This window comes from Listeria rocourtiae subsp. hofi, assembly GCF_963575615.1.
GTDB classification, from domain to species: Bacteria; Bacillota; Bacilli; order Lactobacillales; family Listeriaceae; genus Listeria_A; species Listeria_A hofi.
Map to the genome: position 1 here is coordinate 34027 of NZ_CAUYTL010000019.1, position 26524 is coordinate 60550.

A 26524-nucleotide genomic window follows, 5' to 3' on the forward strand; every position below is an offset into this window, starting at 1 on the left:
TTGTTTTTTATTAATTAAAAGCGCTATCTACTTCACGAGTTTCACGGAACCGCCTGTTCGTAAATGTTTCACAAGTCCATTCCATAAATAAAATGGGAAGTGCGTTAAAGCTGTGAACACCGACATGTCTTGACCTTTTCGATAGACTTGCCAAATGTGTTTTGCCATCTGAATTTTATTGCTGGATAAAGATACGTTGCCTTTCCGGTAAAAAGCGAGTGGCTCGGTCAGACCTTTTGCGACATGCCCTTTTTTCAGAATCGAAAGCCAGGTTGCTGTATCTTCCGCGCCTTGAAACGCAGGCATTTGCACAAGACCGGTTTTTTTCGTATCAATCATCACGGTGAGGCAACCAATAATCGTGTTGCGCAGTAAATAGCGGTAGGTAACCGATTCTGGTACCGCCACATGCCCTGTTATCTGGGCGCCGTCTGGACTCATCACATCATAAGCCGTGTAACTGAGCGCCAATTCATTTTCTTGCATAAATGCTAGTTGTAACGATAATTTCTCTGGTTTCCAACAATCATCACTATCTAAAAACGCCACATATCGGCCTTTTGCTTGGCGAATACCATAATTTCGCGTGCCTGCCGCACCTAAATTCGTTTCCAACATATGCAGCTGAATCCGTGAATCCGCATAACCATGAACAAACGCCACCGTCTGATCCGTCGAACAATCATCTAAAATCAATAGCTCAAAATCGGTAAAGGTTTGCGCTAAAACACTATCTATCGCCGCTTGAATATGCGCCGCTGCGTTGTGTGCAGGCATAATAATACTAATCATCCTGTTTCACCCTTTCTTTTTGTAAATAACAGATATTCAGAAGAGCGAGCCCAATCCCAATACCTAAACTAAGGTGCCGTTTGTCAATCGTACTGCTAAGACCAATACTTGCCGCCACAAAAGCAATACCAATTAAAAGCGGAATCCCAGAGAATGCACTATAATTTCCAGCCACCCAATAACGAATCGCAAAAATATGATATCCGATAAAAAATGCAAGCAACGGTATAAACGCTAACAAACCACCATTTGCCAAAGCTTCAAGCCAGTAATTGTGAGGTGCCCAGTAATTATCAGAAACCCTTTCAAAACCATACATATATTCATCCAGTCGAATCGGTAAATTTCCCGCGCCAATTCCCATGAAATGTGATTCTTTAATCATGTCCCACGAGGCTTGATACATGTGCACCCGCTCACTCGTTGAATCTCCTTTATCCGTAAATGAATTATTCACCATGCCAAGTAACTTTTGAACGAAACCAGAAGCATGAAAAGTCGAGACAAGTAAAGCTCCCATACCTAAAACATAGACGGCAACGAAAGACCAGATTTTAGACCAGCCGAACAGTAAGACAAAAATTTCTAGAATGAGAACTAGCAGCGCAAGGCGAGAATTGGTCATGATAACGAGGTATAGCGTGATCGAACCAACTCCCAGCAAACCGCTAAGCATGATGACTTTTCGTTTCCACGTGGTAATTGACATCATCACAATTGGAAAGAAAATCGTGAGTAACGAGGCGAAATCATTCGTATTAAACTGAAAGCCAGTTGGTTGGAATGCACTCGTTGTCGTTTCGTAAAAGAGAGAGCCCGACTGACTTAAATGATTCCCCGTCAGGCATTCCCATACGCCAATCATTAAAATACCGATAAAAAGCACCGTCAGCCATTTTGCCAGCACCTGATATATATTTTCATTTCGAACATAGTAGACACATAGAAAAATGACGTACAACCATTCAAAAATAAAATACAGATATCGCATGCTTTGTCCCAACTGTGGCGCCCAAAATCCCGTTGCCATCATCCCAATAAAAAAGGCAATGAAAAGGAAGAGAAAGGCTTTCATATAGCGCAACCGTAGCCAATCTTTTTTCACAAAGAATAAAAAGAGGAACAGATGGATCGGGATTAAGAGTCGAAATAAAAAGATATTCTCGTTACCCGGTATGCCTATATAAGAACCGAAGAAGCCAGCAAATAGAATCACAAAACTAAGTGCAGTTGTGAACTTTTCCATGTTGATTGGTAGAAAAATAAAGGCGATAACGAAGAAAAGTGGCAAAGCCCAGAAACCATATGGTAGAAAGACGCAAGCCTGTAATACGGCGGTTAAGCCTAAGAAGAAAAATAGCAGTTTAATGTTTGTTTGTAGCCAATTAATAATAGGCATACGTACTCTTCTCTTTCTTGTTGTACTGTTGACCATTTAAAATAGCGCCAACAATCGGCACCCCAGCATTTTCAATTGATGCTTTGGCTTCTTCTACTTCATTCAACTTCGTCACGCCATTACGAATAACTAATACAACACCATCACATAATGTGGCAATAATACGTCCATCCGACAACACACGAACAGGTGGCGTATCGACAAAAATCATATCGAATTCTTCTTCCAATTTTGCAAACACTTCCGCAAGCAATCCGGAACTCACCACTTCCAATGGATTCGAGGGCAGTGGACCTGTAGGTAAGAAAAAGAGATTTTCCTCGGTCAAAGGAAGAATTTGATCGGCTAACACGGATAGGTCTCGTACACCCAACATCAAACCGCCAACTTCTCGCGGGGCAATAGACTGGGAGAGACGTGGCCGGTGCAGATCTAAATCGACTAATAACACTTTTTTGCCTAACTTAGCGTATTCTTTGGCGATATTACTAATGCAAAATGTTTTTCCCTCGCCTTTATTGGCGGATGTAAACATGATGGTTTGTGCTTTGTCCAGCGTAGTCAGTGCAAATTGAAGACTTACTTGTGCCGAACGAATTTTTTCAGCTTCGAAGGATTTAGATTTCCCTTCAAAAAACAGTTTACTTTTCTTGAATCTAGCCATGTTGTTTTTATCCTCCCTCTATCAGTGGAATGTCGCCTAAGAATCTGAGCCCCATGTCATCAAAACTTTCTCGTTGGCGGATAATAGTATCGTAACTTGCTCGATATAGCACAATGACTAGCGCTATTCCCAATCCAAAGCCGGCTGCTAAAATGTATTTCGTTATACTGCTGACCGTGACGGGTTCACTTGCTTTTTCTAAATTTATCATTTTCGTACCGCTGAACAAATCTGGAAAATCGCTTTGCACCACAGATGCGATACCGTTCGCGATGAGTTGGGCTTGTTCTGGATTGGAATCTATCACGGTAATCGTGAAGACGAGTGAGTTGATGTTTCCTTTCACGGTGACTTTATTGGCAAGTTCGGCAGGCGTCATATCCAAATTGTATTTATCAATGACCTCTTGCATCGTTCTCGCACTTCCAATTGTCGTACTATAGGTGTCACTTAGTTGAATCGAGGACCTTACACTATCTGAGGCCTGCGTTTCATTTTTTGGAGTGACGGTTGTGACTAAGACTTGGGTCGATGTCGTATAGTTCGGTGTAATCCAAAATTTTTCGATTCCGAACGTAAGCATGACAAGGATGGCAGGCACGATAATCAACCAATACCAAGACTTTTTAAAACTGCGTAAAATCTGCTTTGTTTTCATTGCTTCTTTCATAAATACCTCCAATTAATGCGTGTTATAAATCGCAGTTAGCATTTTCTGCGCCTCGATCCCCCAATGATATTCTTGCTCATAAGCCAAGCGTCCTCGCTCTCCTTCTTGCGCATAAAATTGAGGATTCGCCGCCCGGTTCTCTACTTCACATAGTAGCTTTTCTATGTCAAACGGAGAACTAACCGTCCCACTTTGGTGCTTTTCGATAAAAGCTGCCCAATCTGGAAAGTCTGAGGCTAGGATTGGCAGTGATGCCGCCATGTATTCATATAATTTGGTAGCCATCGATTGGAGGTAGTTCGGAATTGGATGCAAAAGACAAAGACCTAAATCAGATTCCGCGTATGCTTGCCAAATTTCAGGATAAGGAACGCGACCGTAAACCTGTACAGCAGTTTCCAGTCGATGCTTACTCACAAACTCTTGTACTTCTATCTCTAGACTATTTGTCATCGGACCTAAAAGTTTCAGCCGATAAGCTTGCGGATGCTTCTCTTGTAATCCGCGAATCAGTTCTAACATTTCAAAAACCCCGCGATCTTCGGTGATACTGCCAACATAGATAAGCGTGAATGGCGACTTGGATAACCTTTTGGGGATAGCTTCCATGTATGTTGGATAGTTATAGATAGTGGTTTTCTTGCAAGTCACATGTTCATAACTTCCCACATACGATTCTTCTGCAAAAATAATATGATCACAGCAGGCCATGGTTCGTTTTTCCATTCGCAAAATCCATTTTTTAAGTGGTTTTCGTAAAATGGCAGGAATCCATGTTTTTGTCTCAATATCTGCTGGAAAATTTTCATGCATATCATAGGTTAAGATAGCGTCTGGTTTTTTCTTACATAACTTCGGTAAAAGTAGGAGCAGTTCTGGATCATGAATGTGGTAGTACATCGCGTCAGACGCTTTTGCAATATTGTAAAGTTTGCGCCAGCGAAAAGGGCGTGCTAGTCGCAATGTGCTCGCAGGTAGTAAATGAACTCGTAAACCTGGATGTTTCACGACCTCCATCCCGTTATCAATCGCATAAAAGTCTACCTCGAACCCTGCATCAGCAAGTGTCATCGCCTCTTTATAAAAAATGCGTGTGTCATTCCAAACATGAACCGAACTAAACATCATTATTTTTTTTGCATTTAACACGTTTGGTACCTTCTTTTCTTTATTTTTTAGGTGCGCCGATTTCCCATTTCAAAGTTTGTTCTTTCGCTGCATTCGCTGGATGGTAGACTAATGTGTAATCTTTACCGTTTTTTGGAATAGCAAAGTAGGCGTTACCGTCAAGTGTTTTTCCAGCTGGGATAACATCTCCAAAGCTGTCATGGTAACCGAATGTTTCAATTTTCTTCCCGTCTGTTGTTTCTAAGTGGAAATCACCTGCTCCAATACCGAATTCTGATTTCGTCTTGTTTGCAATGTGCATCGGGATAACCGTTAACTCTTTTCCTTTTTCGTTAAATGCGTCATCTTGTTTATAGGTGAACTTTTTTGGTGTCATTTCTATGTCGGCAATGACTTTTTTCTTGTCTAAATCAGTTTGTGTTTGTTGCGTTGCTTTAGGAGTTTCGTCTTCTTTTACAGTACTACAGCCTGCCATTGTTGTTCCTAATGTTAAAACAGTAGCTGCGGCAATCATTATTTTTTGATATTTTTTCATAGAAAATCCTCATTTCTTAGAATATATATAAAATCCTGTCTGTATCAAGATTTGGTGGTAATTTTAAACGTACCTATTTTATTGAAAGGCGGCATCCTAAAATTATCGGCCTAGGATGCCTGCCTTCAAAAGTTTAGTTTATAGTGACATCAATTGTTATTGTATTCCAATTCTTGTCGTAACCTTTAATTTGAACTTTATCACTTGCAGACGTGACTTTGTCTTTTGCGTAGACAGTGAATGTTTTTGTTGTGTCGTCAAATCCACCTGTACGAGCTTTCTCATCGTTTACCCAAAGTTCTACACCGTTCATTGTACCTGTGTAAGAACCAGTAATGTTATCTGTGTTTAGTTTGTAAGAAGTAGCGTCGATTTTTAATGCATCTGGTGACTCACTTGCGTCTTTGACTGTTACAGTTGCTGTTACTTCTTTTCCATCTTTATCAATTCCAACGACTGTTACGGTATCTGTTGTAGACGTAATTTTATCTTGTGCATAAATGGCAAAAGATTTACCGTCGCCACTTATTTGACCTGTGCGGGCAAATTCACCATTCACATATAGTTTAATGCCTGTACTTACACCATCAAGCGTACCTGTTACATCAGGCTCACCAATTGTATACTCATCAGGAGTAATTTTTAATGTTTCGCCTGCTGCTGCTTTTACGTTTACTAGTGTGCGATCTAGTTCTTGCCAGTTTTTGTCGTATAATACGATTTCAACTTTATCTGTTGTTGCTGTGATGTAGTCTTTTGCATAGACTTGGTATGTGCCTGTTGCTGTGTCTAGCGCACCATTTTTAACGAGTACGTCATTCACAAATAGTTGTACTTTCGCGCCCGCCCCTGTATACGTTCCAGTTACGTTGTTGTCGCCTAAGTTGTAATCTGCTGCTGTTACTGTAGATGGAATGCGTTCGCCTAGAACTGTTGATGTTGCTGCTAGCCCAGGAACGTTTGCCGAGTTAATGGCACGAACCGTGAAGTTATTACCAATCACTTGCATGAATGCTTTATCTGATGCATAGATTTTGTACGTGCCGTCTGGATTTACTAAACCTGTGCGTAGTAGTGTTCCATTGTTGTCGTAAAGACCGATTTTGAACGTTGCAATGTCTGTTTTACCTGTTACATATTCATCGTCTTTATGGTACTCATTGATTGTTGGTTTTCCTAAAATCGCTGTTAGAACTGTGCTTTTTGTTGGTTCTGTTGCTGTTCCTGCTACATCAACGGCTCTGACGGAAAATTCATCACCGACAACGCGCATTGCTGTTTTATCAGAAGCATAGATTTTGTATGTTCCTGTTGCTGTGTCTACTGCGCCGTAACGAAGTAAGTTGCCACCTTTGTCGTAGAGACCAATTTTGCTTGTTGCTTTGTCTGTTTTACCAGTGACATATTCTTGACCAGCATAGTAAGGATCGATTGTTGGTTGCGCCAGTTTAGAACCTTTTACCGTTGCGGTTGTTGGTTTACTTACATTGCCTGCTGCGTCTTTTGCAACGGCTGTAAATTCTTTACCTACAATCTTCATATCTGCGTTGTCGTTTACGTAGATTTTGAATGTACCATCTGCTGCTACGTCACCTGTGCGGATATCTTTGCCACCTACAGAAATCGTTACTTTTGTTGCTGGAGCTGCCGCTTTACCTGTCACATAGCCGCCGTCTACAACGTAATCATTAATCGTTGGAGGGGAAACGATTACCGCTCTTGCTTTAACTGTGCTTGTTGCTTTGTCGCCTGCTTTGCCATTCGCATCTGTTGCGTAGGCTTGGAAAGAAGTACCTGCTATGCCCATTGCTGCGTTATCGTTGACATATACTCTATACGTGCCATTTGCTGCAACATCTACCGTACGAATTGTTTTACCTGCAACTTCAATAGTTACTTTCTTCGCACCTGCTGGAGCCGTTCCAGTCACATAGCCGTCATTCACGTAGTAATCATTGATCGTTGGGGCTGCAATAGTTTGACCTGCTTTTACGACTGTTTCTGCTTTTGCAATTTTGCCATCTTTTGTTGCTGTCGCTGTTACGACTGTTCCTTCTGCTTGTGGAGTAATGATCAAGCTGTATTTACCATCTGATCCTACTGTTCCTGATCCAATGGTTGTTCCAGCATTATTTTTGATTACGATGGATGCGTTTGGTTCTGCTGTTCCTGTCGCAGTTGTCGAATCCGCTGTTAAATCATTAATCGTTGTCGGAGCAATGTTTTCACCCGCTGTTACCGTTGTTTTTGCTTCTGCTGTTTTGCCATCTTTTGTTGCTATCGCTGTTACGACGGTTCCCTCAGGCTGTTTATTAATCGTTAAGTTGTATTTACCGTCTGATCCTACTGTTCCTGATCCGATAGTTGTTCCAGATGCGTTTTTAATCACAATGGATGCGTTTGGTTCTGCTGTTCCTGTTGCGTTTGTGGAGTCCGCTGTTAGTGCATTAATCGTTGTTGGAGCAATCGACTCACGTATTACCGTTGTGCGCGCATCTGATGTTTTGCCATCTTTTGTTGCTGTTGCTGTTACGATGGTTCCTTCTGATTGTTTCGCAATCGTCAAGCTGTATATACCATCTGATCCTACACGTCCTGTTGCCAATTGCTTACCATCTTGATCTTTAATAACAATAGTTGCGTTTGGCTCTGCTGTTCCAGATGCAGATGTTGAGTCTGTTGTGAGTTTGTTAATTGTCGTTTGATCAATGCCATCACGTTCTACAATCGTTGATGCTTTCGATGTTAATCCTGCTAAAGAAGCTGTTACTGAAATAGTTGTTCCTTCTGGTTGTTTGGCAATTGTTAAGCTGTAAATACCATCTGATCCTACGCGACCACTTGCCAATTGCTTACCATCTTGATCTTCTACAACAAGTGTGGCATTCGGTTCTGCTGTTCCTGAAACGTTTACTGACTCAGTAGTAACTTTGTTAACTGTTGTCTGATCAATTTCACCACGAATGACTGTTGTTTGAGCGGTCGATGTTTTGCCATCTTTTGCTGCTGTAGCTGTTACGACTGTTCCAGCTTCTTGCTTCGGAATAGTAATACTGTATTTGCCATCTGATCCTACTTTTCCGCTTCCAAGTGTCTCTCCAGCGCCATTTTTGATTTCAATAGATGCATTTGGTTCTGCTGTTCCTTCTGCTATTGTCGATTTTGTTGTTAACGCTGAGATTGTTGTTTGATCAAGGTCACCTTGTGTTACTGTTGTCGTCGCGTAAGAAGAAGCTGTTCCTTTTGTCGCAGTTGCTGTTACTCTTGTACCTACATCTTGTTGTGAAATCGTAATGCTATAACTTCCGTCTGACCCTACTTTTCCACTCCCGATAACTTCACCATTTGCTTTGATTTCAATATCTGCATTTGGTTCTGCTGTACCTGTTGCTTTGGTTGAATCTGTCGTGAGTGGTGCAATCGTTGTTTGTTTAATCGCTGCTTGGATGACTGTCGTTGATGCAGAAGATGTAATGCCATTGGAATCAGCTGTTGCTGTTACGACTGTTCCAGCGGCTTGTTTTTCAATGGTAATATCGTAGTAACCATCTGAGCCTACTTTTCCAGAACCTAGTGTTACTCCTGCCGCATTTTTAATTACGATGTTTGCATTTGGTTCCGCCAGACCGACTACGTGCGTTGAATCTGTAGTAAGGTCCTCGATAGTTGTTTGTGCAATATTCGTTAAGGCATAGCTACCACCAAATAATTTACCAGTTGTTTTACTTACAAATTGTGACTGGAACTGCGCACTGTTTGACATCAAGTTCTTTTGGCTTAAGTTTCCTTTATCCCAACCAGATAAGTCGAATGTTGCTGTTTTAAAATCGTTGTAGTTATGCGTTGGCTTATCATTGTAGATAAAACCATAATCCCATGTGGATAGGCCTTTATCAGAATTGATGTTAATTTTAGTTGAAGCTCCAGCATAGTTCGCAAAAACAGAGCCTACCGCATTGGTATTTGTAATGGCAAAGTTTGAACCATTCTCAAATGTTAATGATTTACCAGTTTGGACTGTTCCTTGTTTACCTTTTGAAGTAGCAACGAAATCAGCTCCTGACTGAACTGTCAAGTTACCGTTTGTAATAGAAATACCTTCTTCTACTGTATCACCTGCGTTAGCCTCGAATTTAGCTCCTGATTTAACGACCATATTCCCGCCAATTGCATAAATAGCTTGTTTCTTCTCTGAATTTAGTTCCATATTTCCCGCGGCAGAAATTTGTGTACTACTATTAGCTACGTAAAGCGTGTATGATTTTGAATCAACTTTCATATTCGAATTCGCTTCTTGCGTTAGATCACCAGTTACATAAAGTGCCGTCAAACTAGATTCAACAGAAGAGAAATCAACGTCTGCGCCTTCTTTAATTATCAGGTTCGCTCCTTGGAAAATTTCTTCATAATTCGCAGTTGCTTTAATATTTCCTTCTAAAATAGCTGTACCTTTTGCATTGTAAATAAATTGTTTACCGCTAGAAGTTACATCTTTATACGTAACTTGCACGCCACTATATTCTGACCAGAATAAAGGATAAATATTTTGGTTAGTGATTGTTAGATTTTCGACACGGTTGACAGAATTTGCTTTGGCAACTCCAATTTTATTCATATTCATATCAAGCGTGTGTCCATCACCATATAGATTTTTTTGTGTTGTGAAGTTAAACGTTGATGCCAGTTTAATGTCTGCAGTTAGTTTAATGTCTGTTATGGTTTTGCTTTCCAAAGCTGCTCTTAGTTCTGTAGATGTTGATACCTCTGTTGCATCAGCAGGGGCAGCAGTTGGCGTCGCTTCTGACACTACATTTTTAAGTGCTGCTTCACTCGCGAATGCGTTAACTGGTAGTGTACTTAGAAACGAGCTCCCAACCAATACGGTTGCTAAAGCGATTGTTCCAGTTTTTCTGACGATATTTTTTTTCGTTGACATTAATTAATGTCCTCCTCTGATTTAAATTATTATTACTTTTAATAGTTGCGCAACTATTTTTTTGGACTGAATTCAAAAGAGTTAACTTGAATCAATCGGATTATTTCGTTTTTTCATACGGATACACCCCTTTCTTTTTTGAAATTAATAACCTAAAAAATCTAATTATAATTTTTATCAAAATATTAAAAACAAAATATTACTAATAACTATTTTCATTTTATACGCTACGCTGTGCTATGAATCATTTCGTGTTGAAGTGATTTGCACCTCATTATCTTCCTATCGATTCTTAGTATATAGTAGAAATCTTTGTCTGTTTTCTAGTATTTAGAATTATAATAATAATTTTCGAATACTTTGTGACAACTTACGAAAAAACTTCTAATTTCATTTCAAGCTTGGATTTATCCATAAAAATAGCGCTTTTGATCGTATAGATGAATCCTTCTTCTTGCAGTTTTTGTAGTACGCTTGTAATCGTATTCGGATTTAAATTTGCATATTGAGCAATCATGCCCTTACTTATGTGCCTCGGAAAGCTGATAATATTTTTTTCTGAGGTCTCTTCACCGTATTTCTCTCCAAGCTCTAGAAGTACAGAACTGATTCTTTGTAGCGTTGGGAGTCTGAGTAATTCCTCTTTTTTCACCATTTGATTCATCAAATTCTGCATGTGTACATAATGATAAAAATAACCTTCTTGCGTGTTCATTACTTTTTCAATAATGTCTTCTTTGGCATACCTGGTTACAACTAATTCCTCTGATAAAACCTGATATGTATACGCTGAATCACTTCCAAGCATCAAATTAGAAAGCCCAAGTACATCACGTGCTGTATAGAAATCAACAACAACTCCTTTTTCAATAGTTCCCGTTACAATACCTTCATCAATGAAATAAATAGCATTTAAATCATTACTAGCTTTCAAAATAATATCGTTCCTATTGAAGGTTTTCTTCACGCCTCTCACCGGAAAAATACGATCTTCCTCTATAAACCGGCGGAATCTACGCTCACTAAACTGGCTTACTATCGAGGCTTCACTGTACAAACTGTCCATATCCATCATTCTATTCTGCATCTAAACATTCTCCTCCCACATTATCGATTATTTATATGCATTTTCTCTTGGTAGTGAACGGAACCTAGTATAGAACAAAAATAAGAATCTATTTTCTAAAATCCAGAATAAATGGGTAGTATTTTGAACATTTTATGACTTTTCATTATCGATCTGTATCCTTTTATGACTTTTTACCGTCCTTTTATTTCTTACCTAGCAAAGAGCAAATTTCTTATGCTGATTTGTTTATATTTGCACAATTTTGACCGTATGCGCGGTTACTGCACTGCTTCTTCTGTTCACTGTAGTACTAATTATAAAGAATTTCTGTCTGTATAATTTCTTTTTTTTGTCGTTTTAACGGTACATTTTTGGCAGCTTTGTTTTTCCTTCTAAATAATAGATTTTCTACCCCAGCAAAATGGTTTCTCCTTCCGTTTTATTCAAAATTAGGGTATTATGACTATGATATATGTTCTCTATAACGCATACGAGTAGAATGTACTATAAACCGAAGATATCTTAATATTAAGGAGCGATAATTATGTTACATGATCGTAGAGAAAAGAAACATGACCCTAAAATGCCAATTTACGGAAGTTATGCCGAGGATTCCGCTATCGTCAAAACAACGCTGAGAAGAGAACCAATTGACCCACAAATAGCTTACCGCCTTATTTCCGATGAACTGATGGATGAAGGAAATGCACGCCAAAACCTCGCTACTTTTTGTCAAACCTATATGGAACCAGAAGCAGTAAAGTTGATGAGTGAAACGCTAGAAAAGAACGCGATTGATAAATCTGAGTACCCACAAACGGCCAAACTCGAAAATTATTGCGTGAACATTTTAGCTGATTTATGGAATGTCCAAAAAGAGCACGATTTCATTGGAACTTCTACCGTCGGATCCAGTGAAGCTTGTATGCTGGCTGGTATGGCGATGAAATTTAGATGGCGTAAAATGGCTCTTGAAAACGGTTTAGACATCAACGCGCAAAGACCAAATCTAATCATCTCCTCTGGTTTCCAAGTTTGTTGGGAAAAATTCGGTGTTTATTGGGATGTCGATTTGATTGAAGTCCCTGTTGATCCGAAACATATGAGTATTAATACCGATATGCTGATGGATTACGTCAACGAGTACACGATTGGAATTGTTGGTATTCTAGGTATCACTTATACGGGCAAATTTGATGACATTAAAAAAATAAACCATTTAGTAGATGCATACAATAAGAAAAGCAAATGGCATGAACTCGTTATTCATGTCGATGGTGCAAGTGGTGCGATGTTCACACCGTTCGTAAATCCTGAATTACCTTGGGATTTCCGTCTCGAACATGTCGTTTCTATAAATACATCTGGCCACAAGTACGGGCTTGTTTATCCAGGTATTGGTTGGATACTTTGGAAAGATAAAAAATATTTACCAAAAGAACTTATTTTTGATGTGAGTTACCTCGGTGGTCACATGCCTACCATGGCGATTAACTTCTCTAGGAGTGCAAGCCAAGTCATCGCGCAATACTATAATTTCATGCGACTCGGCTTTGATGGCTATCGTGGCATTCACGAAAGAACGAAGAAAGTAGCGCTGTTCTTATCTAAAGCGCTGGAAGAAACAGGACTTTTCGAAATTTATAATGACGGCGCGAACCTTCCAATTGTCTGTTATACGCTAAAAGCTGATACTGACAAGGAATGGACGCTGTACGATTTAACAGATCGCTTACAAATGAAAGGCTGGCAAGTACCGACTTATCCACTACCGAAAGATATGGAGGACGTTTTAATCCAACGCTACGTGTGTCGGGCTGACTTAGGTTTCAACGTAGCAGAGGAATTTGTGGAAGACTTACATGGCGCCGTTGAGGAATTAGACAAAGCAAGAATCTTGGCCCCGAAAGATGATTCCTCAGATGGTAAAAAAGAAACGAGAGGATTTACGCATTAAATTGTGATGGATAAGGATTGGGAAAATATGAACGCCCACGGATGGCATCTTTGTCTAATCTTCAGTTTTAGGCGCCCTGTCATCCGTCGCATTATAATAATTAGTAGAAGCGCCTTGTGCAGCCCGAACTTGGTTTACCAGCATGTTAAGAATCGCTCCTATTGAGCGTTATTACAGCATCCTATCTTTTCACTTCTATGAAAAAGCTCTTAACTTTGTTTCTAATTTCTCCGTATTAACAAAAATTGAGCTACGAACCGCATAAATGCAATCTTCTTCTTCTAGTTTTTGCAAAATGGTCGTAATCGTATTTGGATTAAAATTCGTATATTGTGCAATCATGCCCTTGCTTATTTGTTTCGGAAAACAGAGCGTGTCTTTATCTTTGGCCTCTTTTCCGTATTTTTTACCAAGCTCTAGTAGCACGATAATAACCCTTTCTTCTGTTGGCAATCTCCAGAGTTCTTGACGAGCAAGCAACCTGTCTATCATATTTTTCATGTGCACATAGTGATAAAGATAGCCTTCTTGTGTGTTCATGATTTTCTCAATCAAATCCTCTTTTCGATATCGCGTCACTTCCACCTCATCGGATATCGCTGTAAAAACATAGTCTGGACTACTTCCAAGTGTTAAGTTAGACAAGCCAATGACATCATTTTCAGTAAAAAAATCTACGACTATTTTCCCGTCAAGCGTAGCCGCTACAATACCATTTTCGATAAAATAGACATCATTTTCATCCGTCTCATCTTGAATGAGAATATCCTGTTTCATATAATACTTCTTCACACCTTTAGTCGGAAAAATCAAGTCATCCTGTATAAATTCGCGGAACTTTACTTCATTGAAACCTTTGCTAATATGGGCTTCCCCGTAAAGTAATTCCATATTAGTCTCTTTATTGGCCATTCCAGCCCCTCCTAATCTTTAGGAAATACAATCAATCATTCTGTCGCTTTGTCGTGATTAGGTTCAGTCCTATAGCTCACCAAAACTCCTCCAAATCAACAGAAATCTCAAAATAAATATTTCCTTTCATCTCTTGCCTTGGCGCAATCGCGTACTCCAAAACATCTTCTTTTATGCCATACATCAGATATTTCGTATGATTCGGATTTTTTAAGCTGAAATTCCCAGCTCCAAAGGCTATCATGCTCATAATAACAATAATTGATATGAGTGGATTCCTTTCTTCTTAACTATTTTCATGGTATTTTTGCCTCGATTTGTTACACCTAACGAAGCCTAATTTTGCGAAGATAGCTGTCACTTTTGTACCTTTTAATTGTAGTAATGTCAACCCCTAGAAAATAACAAGGACGCCGATAAGGAAGTAACTCATCTTTAGACTAGTTTGTTTACATTCTGCGTCGTATCGACAAAATATGTGATCGGTTCTTTCGTATTTTCTAAAAGTTCATCCGTCAAGGTAACGCTGTTGATTTGGTTATTTTCATAAGAAGTGAAGTAGTACGTCTTACTTTCCGGACACATCGATGCTACGTATTGTGTAAAATCCGAATCGCCATTCTCCTCAATCACGGCGCCATTTGGTATGCGGACGCTGTTCAAAATGTACCACACGTTTGTGATTCCTTCTTCCTCATTTTTCGCTGGAACCACGTTTTCTTTCAAGTAAGCCGCGCGGACAAATCGTTCCGGTGGTGTGAATCCGCCTGGTAATTTACTTGTCCCAGTTCCTTGTGAAAATGGTTTCGCGACATAATCACCGAACTTCACTGGCGCCAATTGTTGCGCTTGTAATCCCGTGTAGTTTCGCAAGTTCTCAATATGCCATTCGAGGCAGGGCGTGTTTGTCATCACACCGACTGGATTTTGCTTGATACGCAGCGTCGTTTCCGTTGGCTCAATAACCGCGCATCGGCCACTTTTATCGGTGAAAATCCAGTGTAGCGGCGGCGTGATTCCAAGTAACGCAACCTGCTGATCCACCAAGTTAATATCCGCCAACTTCGCCTCCACATCCTCAATCGTCGCACACGTGCCCAACATCCAAAGTAAAAATTCCTGCGGTGCCAAATTGATTTTCTCATCAATAGCTTCCAGCGCGTAAACCGCTTCTCCAGGAAGATACAGCGACGCACAACTCAAGCCTCTCTCATTCAATCCATCCGCGAAAATGTATTTATCCAACTCTCTGCCTGCTCCGACAAACGCGTACTTATTCTTGTAACTCGCGCCATCTGTCGAAGTTTTCCACGCATAATTCCTCGGACTGACCGTCGGATTCGCCTCCAAAATAAAAGCAAAATCCATCGTTCTTGATAATAAATGTTTCCCATCCAACGTTTCTAATACTAAACTTGTGCACATAATTTAATTCTCTCCTTCAAATTTGTATTTGTTTATTATGTTACCTATTATAGCGAATATCACATCTCGCAAATTTGTAATTTTGTCGTATTATCTGCACATTTTTAACCGTATGAAAAAAAGCCACCAGTATCGGCAGCTTCCTTCTATTACTATTTACCAGACATCGCTTCAACGACTATATTCACGATATTAAAAAAATCTTTCGCAGTCAACTCTGACTCAATATGAAGCACTTTTTTACGATTATACCGCTCCACCATCATCGGGGTCGCAACCGTCGTCAAAATTACATCCGCTTGAGACGCACTATCCTTATTCAAAAAAAGAACCTTATACCGATATTTCAGCATGTCATAAATCTGGTGTCGCAAATTCCGCTCTGCAAACTTCGGCAAATCCGTATCCATTACAATCTGAACCTGATTCTCAAAATGCGTCAATCGTCTAATAGAAGAAAACATTAACCCGTACCTCGTCAGTAAAAGACCCTTCTCCAAAAACAACGCATTTCCCGTCTCCACATACAGCTTATCCAACAACGCATCCATTTTCTGATGCAAACTCGGATAATACTCCTTCATCTTACGCAAATACGAATACCCATTGATATCCACCGAAAAATGCTTAAACAACGTACAAAACAAATGTACCGAAAAACTACTATAAAAAAACTCTTCCTGTTTCTTCTCAGGTATCTCAATAACGTCCTCTGAAAATAAACGAAGAAAAGCTTGCGTTGCCACATAAACATCCGTCTCATTTTTTTGATGTGGTATCATCGCTCTCTTTGCTACCTCACTATTATCATATATCTTAGATCGCGTTCCCATCATTAAATAGAAGAAATAAACCTCTCCTTCCGCTTGGATATTCAAGGAATCAAAAACCGTTTCCATTTTAACAAGACTTTTATAATCGTTCTCCAAATCCAGATAATCTTCCCACTGAGGTTTGACCTTGACCGTATGTTTTTTCCTAATCCGAATGATATTAATCGCTAAAATATATTCGACCTGTTTCTTTTGCACATGCGTTAAATTTAGTCGTAAGCTTGAGCTAAGTCTTTCTGCCGCCTCTCCTACGATATTGCGATTAACTATGTCAAACGGCCACATCGCTCCTTGATAAATCCGCCAAAAAAGAATGTACAAAAACATCCTAACCTGCTCTTCCTGTCCCACGATTTCATACGTTTCACGCTTCAAGCCGATCTCATACGGTTCCATCAACCCTTGAAAGTACTTTAATGACCTCCGAATCGTCGTTTCACTCAAAAAATAATCCATCGCAAATTTTTTCACCGATGTAAATTCTTCAAAAAAGACCGCCTTCATTAACATAATTGTCACATTATCCTCTAAAAGATACAATTCGAAATTGAGTACATCCGCACCTAGCTTCACTTCCAAGAGTACACCTTTATTTTTCGCCGTATGCAACTGAATTTTGTCATCATTATAGTCCTCAATTTTGTCCAATAAATCTGCCAAATAACGCTGCACTGTTCTTTGATTCATCTCCAAGCGCTCACTTATTTCACTCACTGTATACCAGCGTTCCTCCTCTGAAATCATCCGCAAAAGCACCATATTATTGTTTGTGTTTTGGCCTACAGTTTGATAAATATCCTTCTTCATTGGAAATCCTCCTTTAAAATTACCAGTAAGCATCCCATTTTTTAAACTACATTTAATACTTATACCACTTTTGACCTCAAATTACACCTCCAAACCATTTGTATTATAGCCAAAACAACGATATATTCACTAAATGGTGTTTTTTCTAATGGATTTTAAGAAAAAGCAGGTATCACGCACCCCATTTTTAAGAGCTGGATTGTCAAACATCATTGCCATGGCATAAAATTCGATCAGAGCACCTCCGTGTAATCCGATTATTGGACTAAAGTTGACGCTAGCTAATTGAGGGCACAAAAAAGCAGAAATCTTGCATAACACCATTCTCTAAAAATGGGTACACGAGATTTCTGCTCATTTTTTATTTAAAACGCGATTATATTACACTTTTCTATACCAAAGTAAAGTAGCCCCTAGTAACATACAACCAAGGAGAATAAACTGTTTGTCTGACTGATCTCCTGTTTTCACTAATTTTTCCTGTTTCACTTTGGATGTAACAACTATTTCTCGCTTTACTATTGGTGCCAAACTTGGCTTCTCAGAAATTACCGGTTTTGCAATTGGAGCAACAATTTCTGGCTTTACTATTGGCTTTTCAATCGGTGCTTTTGGCAAATCTACTGGACTTTCCGATTCGACTGGAAGCCCTGGATTGACTGGAACTTCTGGCTTGATTGGAATCTCTGGTTCCGGCACAACCGGATCTACTGGCTCCTGCGTGAAAACATGACTATTTTCCTTCACAACCTCCACGACACCATCATTTTCCCCAAACTTAATTTCAAATGACACAGCATCACTATTTAGCATGTACCCTTTCGGTGCAGCAGTTTCAACAAATGCATAAGTCCACGGGTCTAACCCATCTACTGTCAAATCCCCTAATTCTACGGTAAAACGATTCGTTTCCTTATCCACATGAATCTTATCTTGAAAATCAGCCGTCACATACTGATACTTCGTTGCCGTACCTGCCGCATCAAAAGCCATCACTTTCAAAATTCGAATCCCGTCCTTTGTCATCGTATCCCCTGATATGGAAGACTTAGTCGGCGACGCAATCAATGATGTCCCTTTTGGCAACGTATCTGTAATAACAACATTTTGTAAGTCTATGCGTCGATAATTTACGACTAACTGAAAACTATTATTTTCGGAATCCACCGTGTTTAACGTTGCAACCCCATCTTTATCAAAATCACCTTTATACCACTTATCAAAAAGTGGTGCAATCGCTACGTTCTGCTTCTGCACATCCACCGTTACGTTCTTGCTTTGCCCAGCATAGTCCACCATGAACGTCTGCGTATCATGATAAGCATCCCCAACTGTCATCAGCGGCGCCCCAAACTTAATTTCAAAAATACCATTGAACGCGTCGTTGTCTCCAATCGCCGTTCGGTCAATCGAGAAGGTCAAATAATAATTCAGCGCATCATTCGTCACCTTTTCCAATTTGAATGGTTGCAGAATGACTGTTTTAGCTATGAAATCATTCGAATTGTAAACAATCTCTTTCGGTATCGTCACCTTAATGTCACCATGATCCGTCAGAAAAGCACCTGCACTTCCAGAAATATTGACGCGTAAATCAACTTCCTCCCGACTACTAATCGCTCCCGTCACAACAGCTAGTGAAGTCTGAATTGTTGTCCCTCCAGCTTTTGCTACTCCACCTTGTGCCGATGCAAATATGCCAAATAACGGTTAACAAAGCATAGCAATCATCAAACATACAATATATTTTTTATTTTTCCCATTATGATTTAATCTCCTTTGTTCTTTATTTAAGCACGCTATATTCATCTCATGTTTCAAATGCCTTCCCACTAGTTTTGATGAATATACTTTCATAATATCCCATCTATATTCCGGTTAAAGATACACTTATCTACCATTTGCAAATTATATGATTTTTTATGTCCATTATGTGTCTTTCAAACCGACACATATATGTAACAAACCTATATTATACTTCTTTTAATCATACTTTTTCACGAAAGGCGGTTAACAAATGAAACGAGCAAGGTTTATAAAAAAACGCACCCTACTGCTTTCTATAACACTATTATTCGGAGTTTTGATCATTAGCACACTCGTTTATCTCTGTATCCTGTACGCTAAAGCAGAGAATGTTTGGAATAAGGCCTATCATCCCGTACCTTCAACAGATAAGGTTAAAACCCCAGACACAATGACTTTTTTAATTATGGGTTTGGATAATAATGCATCTAGGAATCTTGGTAGCTCTAGAACAGATACTCTAATGCTTGTAAGTTTAAATAAACGCACACAAAAAATGACGCTTTGTAGTATTCCTCGAGATAGCTTTGTGCAAATACAATCCGATGATTATACAGGTATGCAACGAATCGAATCAGCTTATACGTACGGTGGACCAAAAAGCGCTGTAAATACAGTAAAAAAATTATTTAATATCCCAATTAATCACTATGTAGTTTTTAATTTCGATTCGTTTATGCATGTTATCGACGCGCTCGGAGGAATCGATGTAGATGTGCCAAAAACATTTGACGGTCCCCTTTTTGATACAGGTAAAAAGGTTCATTTTGAAAAGGGTAAACAGCACCTTAACGGCGAAGAGGCACTAGCTTTTTCGAGAGAACGTAAAATTGATAATGATATCATGCGCGGTTTCCGACAACAACTCGTACTTGAGGCGGTAAAAGACAAGGCCACCAACCTTAATTCCGTTACGAAATACCTTAAAATAATCGAATCACTAGAAGGTAAAATCCAGATGGACCTTGATAAGAGTCAAATAAAAACAGTGATTCAAGATTTCCTGATTGGCAAAGATTACGAGATTGAACAACTCACTTTTGATTGGCGAGCTTTTAGTAATGGCGGGCATAGCATGGTGGAATTGTACCAAGATAGTATTGATCACGTCGCGCACCAGCTAAGAGTGTCGCTCGGAATAGAAGAAAAAGATGACCGCGACAAAAAGAAGTTCCAAACTAACGGAAAATACAAATTTAAGAGTGATTACACAACATCAACCCCAGAATCAGAGAAAAATGCAGATACATTCACTGGTGATGGCATATATATTGGTACAGAAGGAAATACGAAGACAGGTGATTTACCAAACAGAAAAACGACTACTGGGTTTTATGATTAAATGCAAAAAGCCGATTGAAAACCCTGCTAGGTTTTCAATCGACTCAGACTATAGACACAGTATTAGATTACATGCCTATAGTCTTTTTTTATTGTATAATAATGATAAGGCTTACACATAGGAGGAGTGATTCCAATTATTTCCAAAAACCAGAGAGATACCAGAAATCAAATGATTGCTATTTCTTTAGAAGAATTAGTTCCGCAGGAACATCTTGTAAGAAAAGTAGATGCTATTTTAGACTTTGACTTTATTTATCCTATCGTAGAACATACCTATTCTCATACTGGAAGACCTAGCATAGACCCTGTTGTTTTAATCAAGTTGGTACTCGTACAGTATCTATTTGGCATTCGCTCTATGCGTCAGACCATAAAAGAGGTAGAAACAAACATGGCTTATCGTTGGTTTCTCGGGTATGACTTCAATCAAAAGATTCCTCATTTCTCTACCTTCGGTAAAAATTATGTTCGTCGTTTCGCTGAAACAGATGTCTTTGAAGAAATTTTTTATCGTATTCTTCAACAAGCTTCTGATGCAGGGTTTATAAATCCTGAAGTAGCTTTTATTGATTCCACTCACGTCAAAGCCAATGCCAACAAGCATAAATTTCATAAAGAAACGGTACAAAAAGAAGCACAACTTTACCAAGGCGTGTTAGAAGATGAAATTAATATGGTTGGGATATCCGAAGGAAAAAAGCCTTTTGTATGGATCGAGAAACAAGAAACAAAGGAGATCAAAATCAGTAACACGGATAAAGAAGCAGGATATTATGTCAAAGGAGAGCGTGAAAAACAATTTGCGTATTCTTTCCATAGCGCGTGTGATAACAATGGCTTTATACTTGGTGTCATCGTGACACCTAGAAACATACATGATAGTCAGCTACTCATCCCACTTGTCGAAAAATTAAAAAATACTTTAATTAGTCCACGTGTCATTGTTGCTGATGCAGGATATAAAACCGCTGTCATCGCTAAATATCTTTGGAGTCAAAATATTCAGGCCGTCTTGCCATCGACCTCGAAAAAAGGAAGGCCTCTTTTCCAAGCGTGAATTTTTATATGATCATTGGCTAGATGCTTATATCTGCACCAACAACAAGTTGCTTACTTATCGTCGTCTTACACGAGATGGTTACCGTATGTTTAAATCGGATGCTAGACAGTGCTCCATTTGTCCCTTACTACATGAATGCACACAAAGCAAAGCACAAGAAAAGGTAATGCTTCGCCACCTATGGCAACCTTATTTAGAGATTTCCGAAGAACTTCGCTTTACTGCGCTACATAAAATCTGGTACAAACGCCGAAAAGAAACCATCGAAAGATGTTTTGCTGATGCTAAAGAAAAACATGGGATGCGTTGGGCAACTTATCACGGGCTTGCGAAATTTTCCTTGCAGGCGATGTTTACTTTCGCTGCACTCAACTTAAAAAAATTAGCCAACTGGCTATGGGAAAAGGCGATGCCTTTTTTAACATTTTTTCGTACATACATAAAAACAGGATTTTTCATCAATTATCAACGGAAATCCTGTTTTTCTGCAGTCTTACAGTAACAAATGTTACTGAATAAACTATTACTTTGATCTACTCATTCGCTCTACTTAACAAAAACTCTCTCAAAGTAAATGCAACCTATTTTGTTTTTATTTATGCACTCAAGGGTATGATGACAGTAACGAGCGCGATTAATATCTCGATTTACCCATCTAATGCTCATGGAAAATAATTCACGAAAGGAAGAAATCTACATGTCTTTAAATAAAGTCAAACTAAAACAAGCAGGAGAACTCGCCAAAACAAACTGGAAAAGCGCACGAATCACCTCGCACGCTGCCCAGCTCACCTTTTACATATTATTATCCATTTTGCCAATGCTACTAGTATTCGGTAACCTAATACCGCTCTTGCCACTTCCAAAAGAAGAGGTCTATTCCACACTCCAAACATTCATGCCACCAGAAGTATACGATATTTTGCATCCTGCCATTGAAAACATGCTAACAAATGCAAGCGGTACCGCCATCTCACTCGGTCTAATCACCGCGATTTGGTCTGCCTCAAAATGTTTCAGCGCCTTACAAGAAGTTCTAAATATCGTCTACCAAGCCCCAGATCGCAAAAATTTCATTGTAACCCGCATCATGTCTTTTCTGATGATGCTCGTTATTATCATCATTTTGGGCGCTGTTGTTTTCCTTTTCGCATTCGGTGAACAACTCGTAACCTTTCTGCAAAATCAATTCGATCTTAAACTAGACGCGCTTGCCAATTTAGGTGCCGCAAAATGGTTCATCACGCCAATTTTCCTATTTCTTCTTTTTATTATCATCTACTGGCTCGTTCCAAACGTAAAATGGAAGATTAGAAAAAGTCTCAGCGGTGCACTGTTCGCGACAATCGGCTGGCTCATTGCAACCGAGCTACTCTCCGCTTACGTCCGTTTTCAAGGTGACAAAATTCTTGGCTTCGGCAGTCTCAGCGTTATGATTGTCATCATGCTCTGGCTCTACTTCATCTCGATTATCCTATTACTTGGCGCTTTTCTAAACGTTATCATCAACACCTACAAACAACAAAATTTGTAATCAATGCGTAGATATATTACAATAAAATCGAGAGAAAATAGCTATTTAGGAGGAATTTTAATATGAGTATCAAAATGCTACATACATGTATTCGCGTCAAGGATCTAGACAAATCATTAGCATTCTACACCGAAGCATTTGGCCTAAAAGAAACACGTCGCAAAGATTTTCCAGACCACAAATTCACGCTCGTTTACCTTGCATTTGAAGAAGGTGGCTTCGAACTAGAACTAACATACAACTACGATCAAGCGCAACCTTACGACCTTGGAAATGGCTATGGGCACCTTGCAGTTGGCGTTGATGACCTTTCCGAAACACACCAAACCTTCGAAAAAGCCCGCTACAGCGTGACCGACTTAAAAGGCCTACCAGGAACCAAACCAACCTACTTCTTCGTAATGGATCCAGACGGCTACAAAACCGAAGTCATCCAAAATCGCTAAATGAAATGAAAAAAAGAGAGCAGTTTCGATTTTATGCTCTCTTTTGCTATCTATATTCAAGTAGGAGGAAAAAAATTATGCACCACGCCCAATTTCAACAAGACGTCTACAATCTCGTCCGCCAAATCCCTCGCGGAAAAGTCACAACATACGGTCAGATTGCTTACATGCTTGGCCGCCCGAAAAACTCGCGCCTTGTAGGTGTTGCCATGCGATTAACCCCAAGTGACGCCAGCATCCCAAGCCACCGCGTCGTCAACTCTCAAGGCCGTCTCGTTCCAAACTGGCCCGCCCAATACGAACTACTAAAAGCAGAAGGCATCACATTTACCCCAAATGGCAATGTCCGTCTAAAAAACTGCTTTTGGCAAGGTTAAGCTCCTGTCGTCTCCAATTGCAATAACCGCTCCTTCATCGCGATACCACCACGGTAGCCAGTTATGTTTCCATTTTTACCAATCACGCGATGACACGGAACAACCATCAAAACTGGATTCACACCAATCGCCGTCCCAACAGCCCGCACCGCTTTCGGTTTTCCAATCAGATTCGCAATCTCCGAATACGTCCTCGTCTCTCCATATGGAATCGCGAGTAGCGCCTTCCAAACCGCCTCCTGAAAAGGCGTCCCAGAAATATCTACCGGCAAACCAAAATCATGTTGCATTCCCGTCAAATAGCCCACAATCCCATCCGCATACGGTCTAACCTTCTCTGCATCCGCCGTCAAGTCCACGCGAACCCGCTCGCTCCAATTTTCCATTTCCAACAAGTCCGCCCCATCCGAACCAACGAACGCCAATCCACGCTCACTAACTCCAACATAAATTGCCATCCCAGCTACGTCCAACCGATCATAAAAAATTGGCTTCATCATTCTCCAACCCCTTCCTATCTTTTCGATATACACTTGGCGTCATACCCACAATCCGCTTAAATAACGTCGTAAACTGCGCCGCATTCGGCATCCCAACCGCAACACCAATATCCATCACCCGAATCTCCGTCTCTTTAAGCAACACACATGCCTCCCGAATCCGCACCACATGCACAAAATCAAGTGGCGTCATCCCTGTCTGCCCCTTAAACACCCGATGTAAATGATATGCACTTCCATGACATCCATCTGCAATCCGGTCGAGCGTTAAATGCTCCCGATAATGCTCCACAATATAAGCTTCAATCTGCGCCACCCATTCCACATCCGGTAAACGCATACCACCCGACTTACACCGCTTACAAGGCCGGAATCCCGCATCAATCGCATCCTCCGCACATAAAAACACACTAACATTCTCAAGCTTCGGCGTACGCGACTTACAAGAAGGTCGACAAAAAATCCGCGTCGAACTTACCGCATAAAAAAACTGTCCATCATACGCCGCATCATTCTCACAAATAGCCCGCCATTGCTCCACTGTCACCATATATTCCAGCCCCTCTCCGCCTATCCACCTCCCATTATACTCCGTTTTCCTTAAAAAAATAACCCGTTCAAGATATAAAAGCAAGATTTGAAAAGTCAAAATATAGCATACATTCCTATCTTATCAGAAAAAAGAACATACAAAATTACCAACCTCGCACATGGTGAATTTTTCTTTTTTCCAAATAACAGCATAACACTTGCAAAATCGCTCTATCTGCATTAAACTAAATTTGTTGCACGAAGGAAACATTGAGAGGATCTTGACTATGACTAATAAAAAAGAAAAACAAAAAATCATCCAACATACCCCGCCCAATGGAGCAAGTTTGGGGGAAATAAATAATAGTGTTAGCGTACCAAAAAACGGTGGCTTTTGGCGTAAACTCATCGCCTACTCAGGCCCCGGAGCACTTGTCGCAGTCGGGTACATGGATCCCGGTAACTGGATCACCTCTATTCAAGGCGGATCCCAATACGGGTACCTACTTCTAAGCGTCATCTTAATGTCCAGCCTCATTGCCATGTTACTGCAAAGCATGTGTGCCAGACTTGGAATCGTAACAGGGCTTGATTTAGCCCAAGCCACCCGTCTAAAAACCGGCAAGAAAGGCGGCTTTGCGCTATGGATTGTAGCCGAACTTGCCATCATGGCCACTGATATCGCCGAAGTCATTGGTAGTGCCGTAGCCCTAAACCTGCTATTTGGCATCCCACTCATACTCGGCGTCATCATCACCGTACTTGACGTATTCCTACTTCTCGTCCTAGCAAAATTCGGTTTTCGAAAAATCGAAGCCATTGTCGTCACACTAATCATCACTGTCCTAGTTATCTTTTTATATGAAGTTATTCTATCCGATCCAAACATGTCAGACATGCTTGGGGGCTTTATTCCACAAAAACAAGTCATCACAGATAAAGGCGCACTATTTCTGGCACTTGGTATTATCGGCGCAACCGTTATGCCACACAACCTGTATCTACATTCTTCCATTGTACAAGCCAGAAAATACGACCGCAATGACAAAAAATCACTTAAAGAAGCGATTAAGTTTTCGACCATCGACTCAAACATCCAACTAACCGCAGCATTCGTCGTAAACTGCCTACTACTCATACTCGGTGCTGCCCTATTCTTTGGTCAAGACACCAGCAACCTAGGTCAATTCACTCAACTCTATGATGCCCTGCAAAACAATGCTATCGTTGGCGCCATCGCAAGTCCTATCCTCAGTGTTCTATTCGCTGTTGCCCTACTCGCATCTGGACAAAACGCCACTATCACAGGAACATTAACCGGCCAGATTGTCATGGAAGGCTTTATCCATATGAAACTACCCGTCTGGATTCGCCGACTTATCACACGCATACTCGCTATCATTCCAGTTATCATTTGCATCGTTGTATACGGCGACCAAGAAAATGCAGTCGAACAACTCCTAATCTACACCCAAGTTTTCCTAAGTATCGCCCTACCATTCTCCATGATTCCACTGACCATCTTCACCAGCAGTAAAAAACTAATGGGCGATTTCAAAAACCATCTATGGGTTACAATTCTAGCATGGGTTATAACCGTAATCCTAAGTATCCTCAACATCCAACTAATTATCCAAACACTTTCAGGCATTGGTTAATACACAAAAATCCAGAGTTCTCTAAATCAGAGTCGACTCTGGATTTTTATGCTATATAAAATCGAAAAAGAGGATGGGACAAAAGTTGATCTACAAATCAACGGATGTTCCATCCTCTTTATATGTATATAGAAATAAGTA

Annotated in this window: 21 protein-coding genes and 2 pseudogenes; 7 read left to right on the forward strand and 16 right to left on the reverse strand. The window is 40.1% G+C overall.

Annotation, left to right across the window (positions count from 1 at the left end):
* Positions 1-27 precede the first annotated feature (27 nt).
* The 8 genes from R8925_RS09425 to R8925_RS09460 form a co-directional block, all read right to left on the reverse strand.
* On the reverse strand, positions 28-792 hold the full coding sequence (locus R8925_RS09425; RefSeq protein ID WP_430535621.1) for a glycosyltransferase family 2 protein: 765 nt from the start codon (positions 790-792) through the stop codon (positions 28-30).
* A complete protein-coding gene (locus tag R8925_RS09430; RefSeq protein WP_430535622.1) occupies positions 785-2191 on the reverse strand; it encodes an O-antigen ligase family protein in 1407 nt (468 codons plus the stop codon). The genes R8925_RS09425 and R8925_RS09430 overlap by 8 nt, the downstream gene beginning before the upstream one ends.
* Positions 2178-2855 carry a CpsD/CapB family tyrosine-protein kinase gene (locus tag R8925_RS09435; RefSeq protein ID WP_430535623.1) on the reverse strand — a complete coding sequence of 226 codons (678 nt, stop codon included), beginning with the start codon at positions 2853-2855 and terminating at the stop codon, positions 2178-2180. The genes R8925_RS09430 and R8925_RS09435 overlap by 14 nt, the downstream gene beginning before the upstream one ends.
* A 7-nt stretch (positions 2856-2862) precedes the next feature.
* Entirely contained in the window at positions 2863-3525 is a 663-nt protein-coding gene (locus R8925_RS09440) for a YveK family protein (RefSeq protein ID WP_430535624.1), read from the reverse strand.
* Positions 3526-3537: 12 nt separating this feature from the next.
* Positions 3538-4674 (reverse strand): glycosyltransferase, encoded by a 1137-nt coding sequence (locus tag R8925_RS09445; RefSeq protein ID WP_430535625.1) that lies wholly within the window; start codon positions 4672-4674, stop codon positions 3538-3540.
* Between the two features lie 19 nt (positions 4675-4693).
* Positions 4694-5188 (reverse strand): DUF4352 domain-containing protein, encoded by a 495-nt coding sequence (locus R8925_RS09450; RefSeq protein ID WP_430535626.1) that lies wholly within the window; start codon positions 5186-5188, stop codon positions 4694-4696.
* Positions 5189-5321: 133 nt separating this feature from the next.
* A complete protein-coding gene (locus tag R8925_RS09455; protein WP_430535627.1) occupies positions 5322-10124 on the reverse strand; it encodes an Ig-like domain-containing protein in 4803 nt (1600 codons plus the stop codon).
* A gap of 370 nt (positions 10125-10494) precedes the next feature.
* The gene (locus R8925_RS09460; RefSeq protein WP_430535628.1) at positions 10495-11211 is read right to left on the reverse strand and encodes a Crp/Fnr family transcriptional regulator; all 717 of its coding nucleotides are present in this window, start codon (positions 11209-11211) and stop codon (positions 10495-10497) included.
* A gap of 526 nt (positions 11212-11737) precedes the next feature.
* Here R8925_RS09460 and gad point away from each other — a divergent pair.
* Positions 11738-13150, forward strand: a complete 1413-nt coding sequence (gene gad, locus R8925_RS09465; protein ID WP_430535629.1) for a glutamate decarboxylase — start codon at positions 11738-11740, stop codon at positions 13148-13150.
* Positions 13151-13345: 195 nt separating this feature from the next.
* Here the strand turns inward: gad and R8925_RS09470 are convergent, their stop codons facing one another.
* The 6 genes and pseudogenes from R8925_RS09470 to R8925_RS09495 all read right to left on the reverse strand — a co-directional run bounded on the left by R8925_RS09470 (position 13346) and on the right by R8925_RS09495 (position 18756).
* Positions 13346-14062: a Crp/Fnr family transcriptional regulator gene (locus R8925_RS09470; protein ID WP_430535630.1), complete on the reverse strand. Its 717-nt coding sequence runs from the start codon at positions 14060-14062 to the stop codon at positions 13346-13348.
* Between the two features lie 76 nt (positions 14063-14138).
* Positions 14139-14306, reverse strand: coding sequence for a hypothetical protein (locus R8925_RS09475; RefSeq protein ID WP_430535631.1), 168 nt, complete (start codon positions 14304-14306; stop codon positions 14139-14141).
* Between the two features lie 84 nt (positions 14307-14390).
* Positions 14391-14489, reverse strand: a pseudogene (locus R8925_RS09480) (hypothetical protein); the annotation flags it as partial.
* Between the two features lie 8 nt (positions 14490-14497).
* Positions 14498-15487, reverse strand: coding sequence for a choloylglycine hydrolase family protein (locus R8925_RS09485; RefSeq protein ID WP_430535632.1), 990 nt, complete (start codon positions 15485-15487; stop codon positions 14498-14500).
* Between the two features lie 152 nt (positions 15488-15639).
* Positions 15640-17127 carry an AcpB/EbpR/MafR family transcriptional regulator gene (locus R8925_RS09490; protein WP_430535633.1) on the reverse strand — a complete coding sequence of 496 codons (1488 nt, stop codon included), beginning with the start codon at positions 17125-17127 and terminating at the stop codon, positions 15640-15642.
* Positions 17128-17508: 381 nt separating this feature from the next.
* Positions 17509-18756: a SpaA isopeptide-forming pilin-related protein gene (locus tag R8925_RS09495; RefSeq protein WP_430535634.1), complete on the reverse strand. Its 1248-nt coding sequence runs from the start codon at positions 18754-18756 to the stop codon at positions 17509-17511.
* Between the two features lie 388 nt (positions 18757-19144).
* Here R8925_RS09495 and R8925_RS09500 point away from each other — a divergent pair, with 388 nt between their 5' ends.
* The 5 genes and pseudogenes from R8925_RS09500 (at position 19145) to R8925_RS09520 (ending at position 23694) form a co-directional block, all read left to right on the forward strand.
* A complete protein-coding gene (locus tag R8925_RS09500) occupies positions 19145-20275 on the forward strand; it encodes an LCP family protein (protein ID WP_430535635.1) in 1131 nt (376 codons plus the stop codon).
* Between the two features lie 135 nt (positions 20276-20410).
* Positions 20411-21839 (forward strand): annotated as a pseudogene (locus R8925_RS09505) (IS1182 family transposase).
* Between the two features lie 195 nt (positions 21840-22034).
* Positions 22035-22871, forward strand: coding sequence for a YihY/virulence factor BrkB family protein (locus R8925_RS09510; RefSeq protein WP_430535636.1), 837 nt, complete (start codon positions 22035-22037; stop codon positions 22869-22871).
* 62 nt (positions 22872-22933) lie between these two features.
* Entirely contained in the window at positions 22934-23317 is a 384-nt protein-coding gene (gene gloA / locus R8925_RS09515; RefSeq protein ID WP_430535637.1) for a lactoylglutathione lyase, read from the forward strand.
* A gap of 77 nt (positions 23318-23394) precedes the next feature.
* Positions 23395-23694, forward strand: a complete 300-nt coding sequence (locus R8925_RS09520; protein WP_430535638.1) for an MGMT family protein — start codon at positions 23395-23397, stop codon at positions 23692-23694.
* On the opposite strand, the gene R8925_RS09525 is transcribed toward R8925_RS09520, so the two are convergent.
* Together R8925_RS09525 and R8925_RS09530 are read right to left on the reverse strand one after the other, a co-directional pair.
* Complete coding sequence (locus R8925_RS09525) at positions 23691-24194, reverse strand: methylated-DNA--[protein]-cysteine S-methyltransferase (RefSeq protein WP_430535639.1); 504 nt, start codon at positions 24192-24194, stop codon at positions 23691-23693. The two genes, R8925_RS09520 and R8925_RS09525, sit on opposite strands and share 4 nt — an antisense overlap.
* The gene (locus R8925_RS09530; RefSeq protein WP_430535640.1) at positions 24172-24744 is read right to left on the reverse strand and encodes a bifunctional transcriptional activator/DNA repair enzyme AdaA; all 573 of its coding nucleotides are present in this window, start codon (positions 24742-24744) and stop codon (positions 24172-24174) included. The genes R8925_RS09525 and R8925_RS09530 overlap by 23 nt, the downstream gene beginning before the upstream one ends.
* A gap of 268 nt (positions 24745-25012) precedes the next feature.
* On the opposite strand from R8925_RS09530, the gene R8925_RS09535 reads away from it, so the two are divergent.
* Positions 25013-26383: an Nramp family divalent metal transporter gene (locus R8925_RS09535; protein ID WP_430535641.1), complete on the forward strand. Its 1371-nt coding sequence runs from the start codon at positions 25013-25015 to the stop codon at positions 26381-26383.
* The last annotated feature ends 141 nt before the right edge of the window (positions 26384-26524 follow it).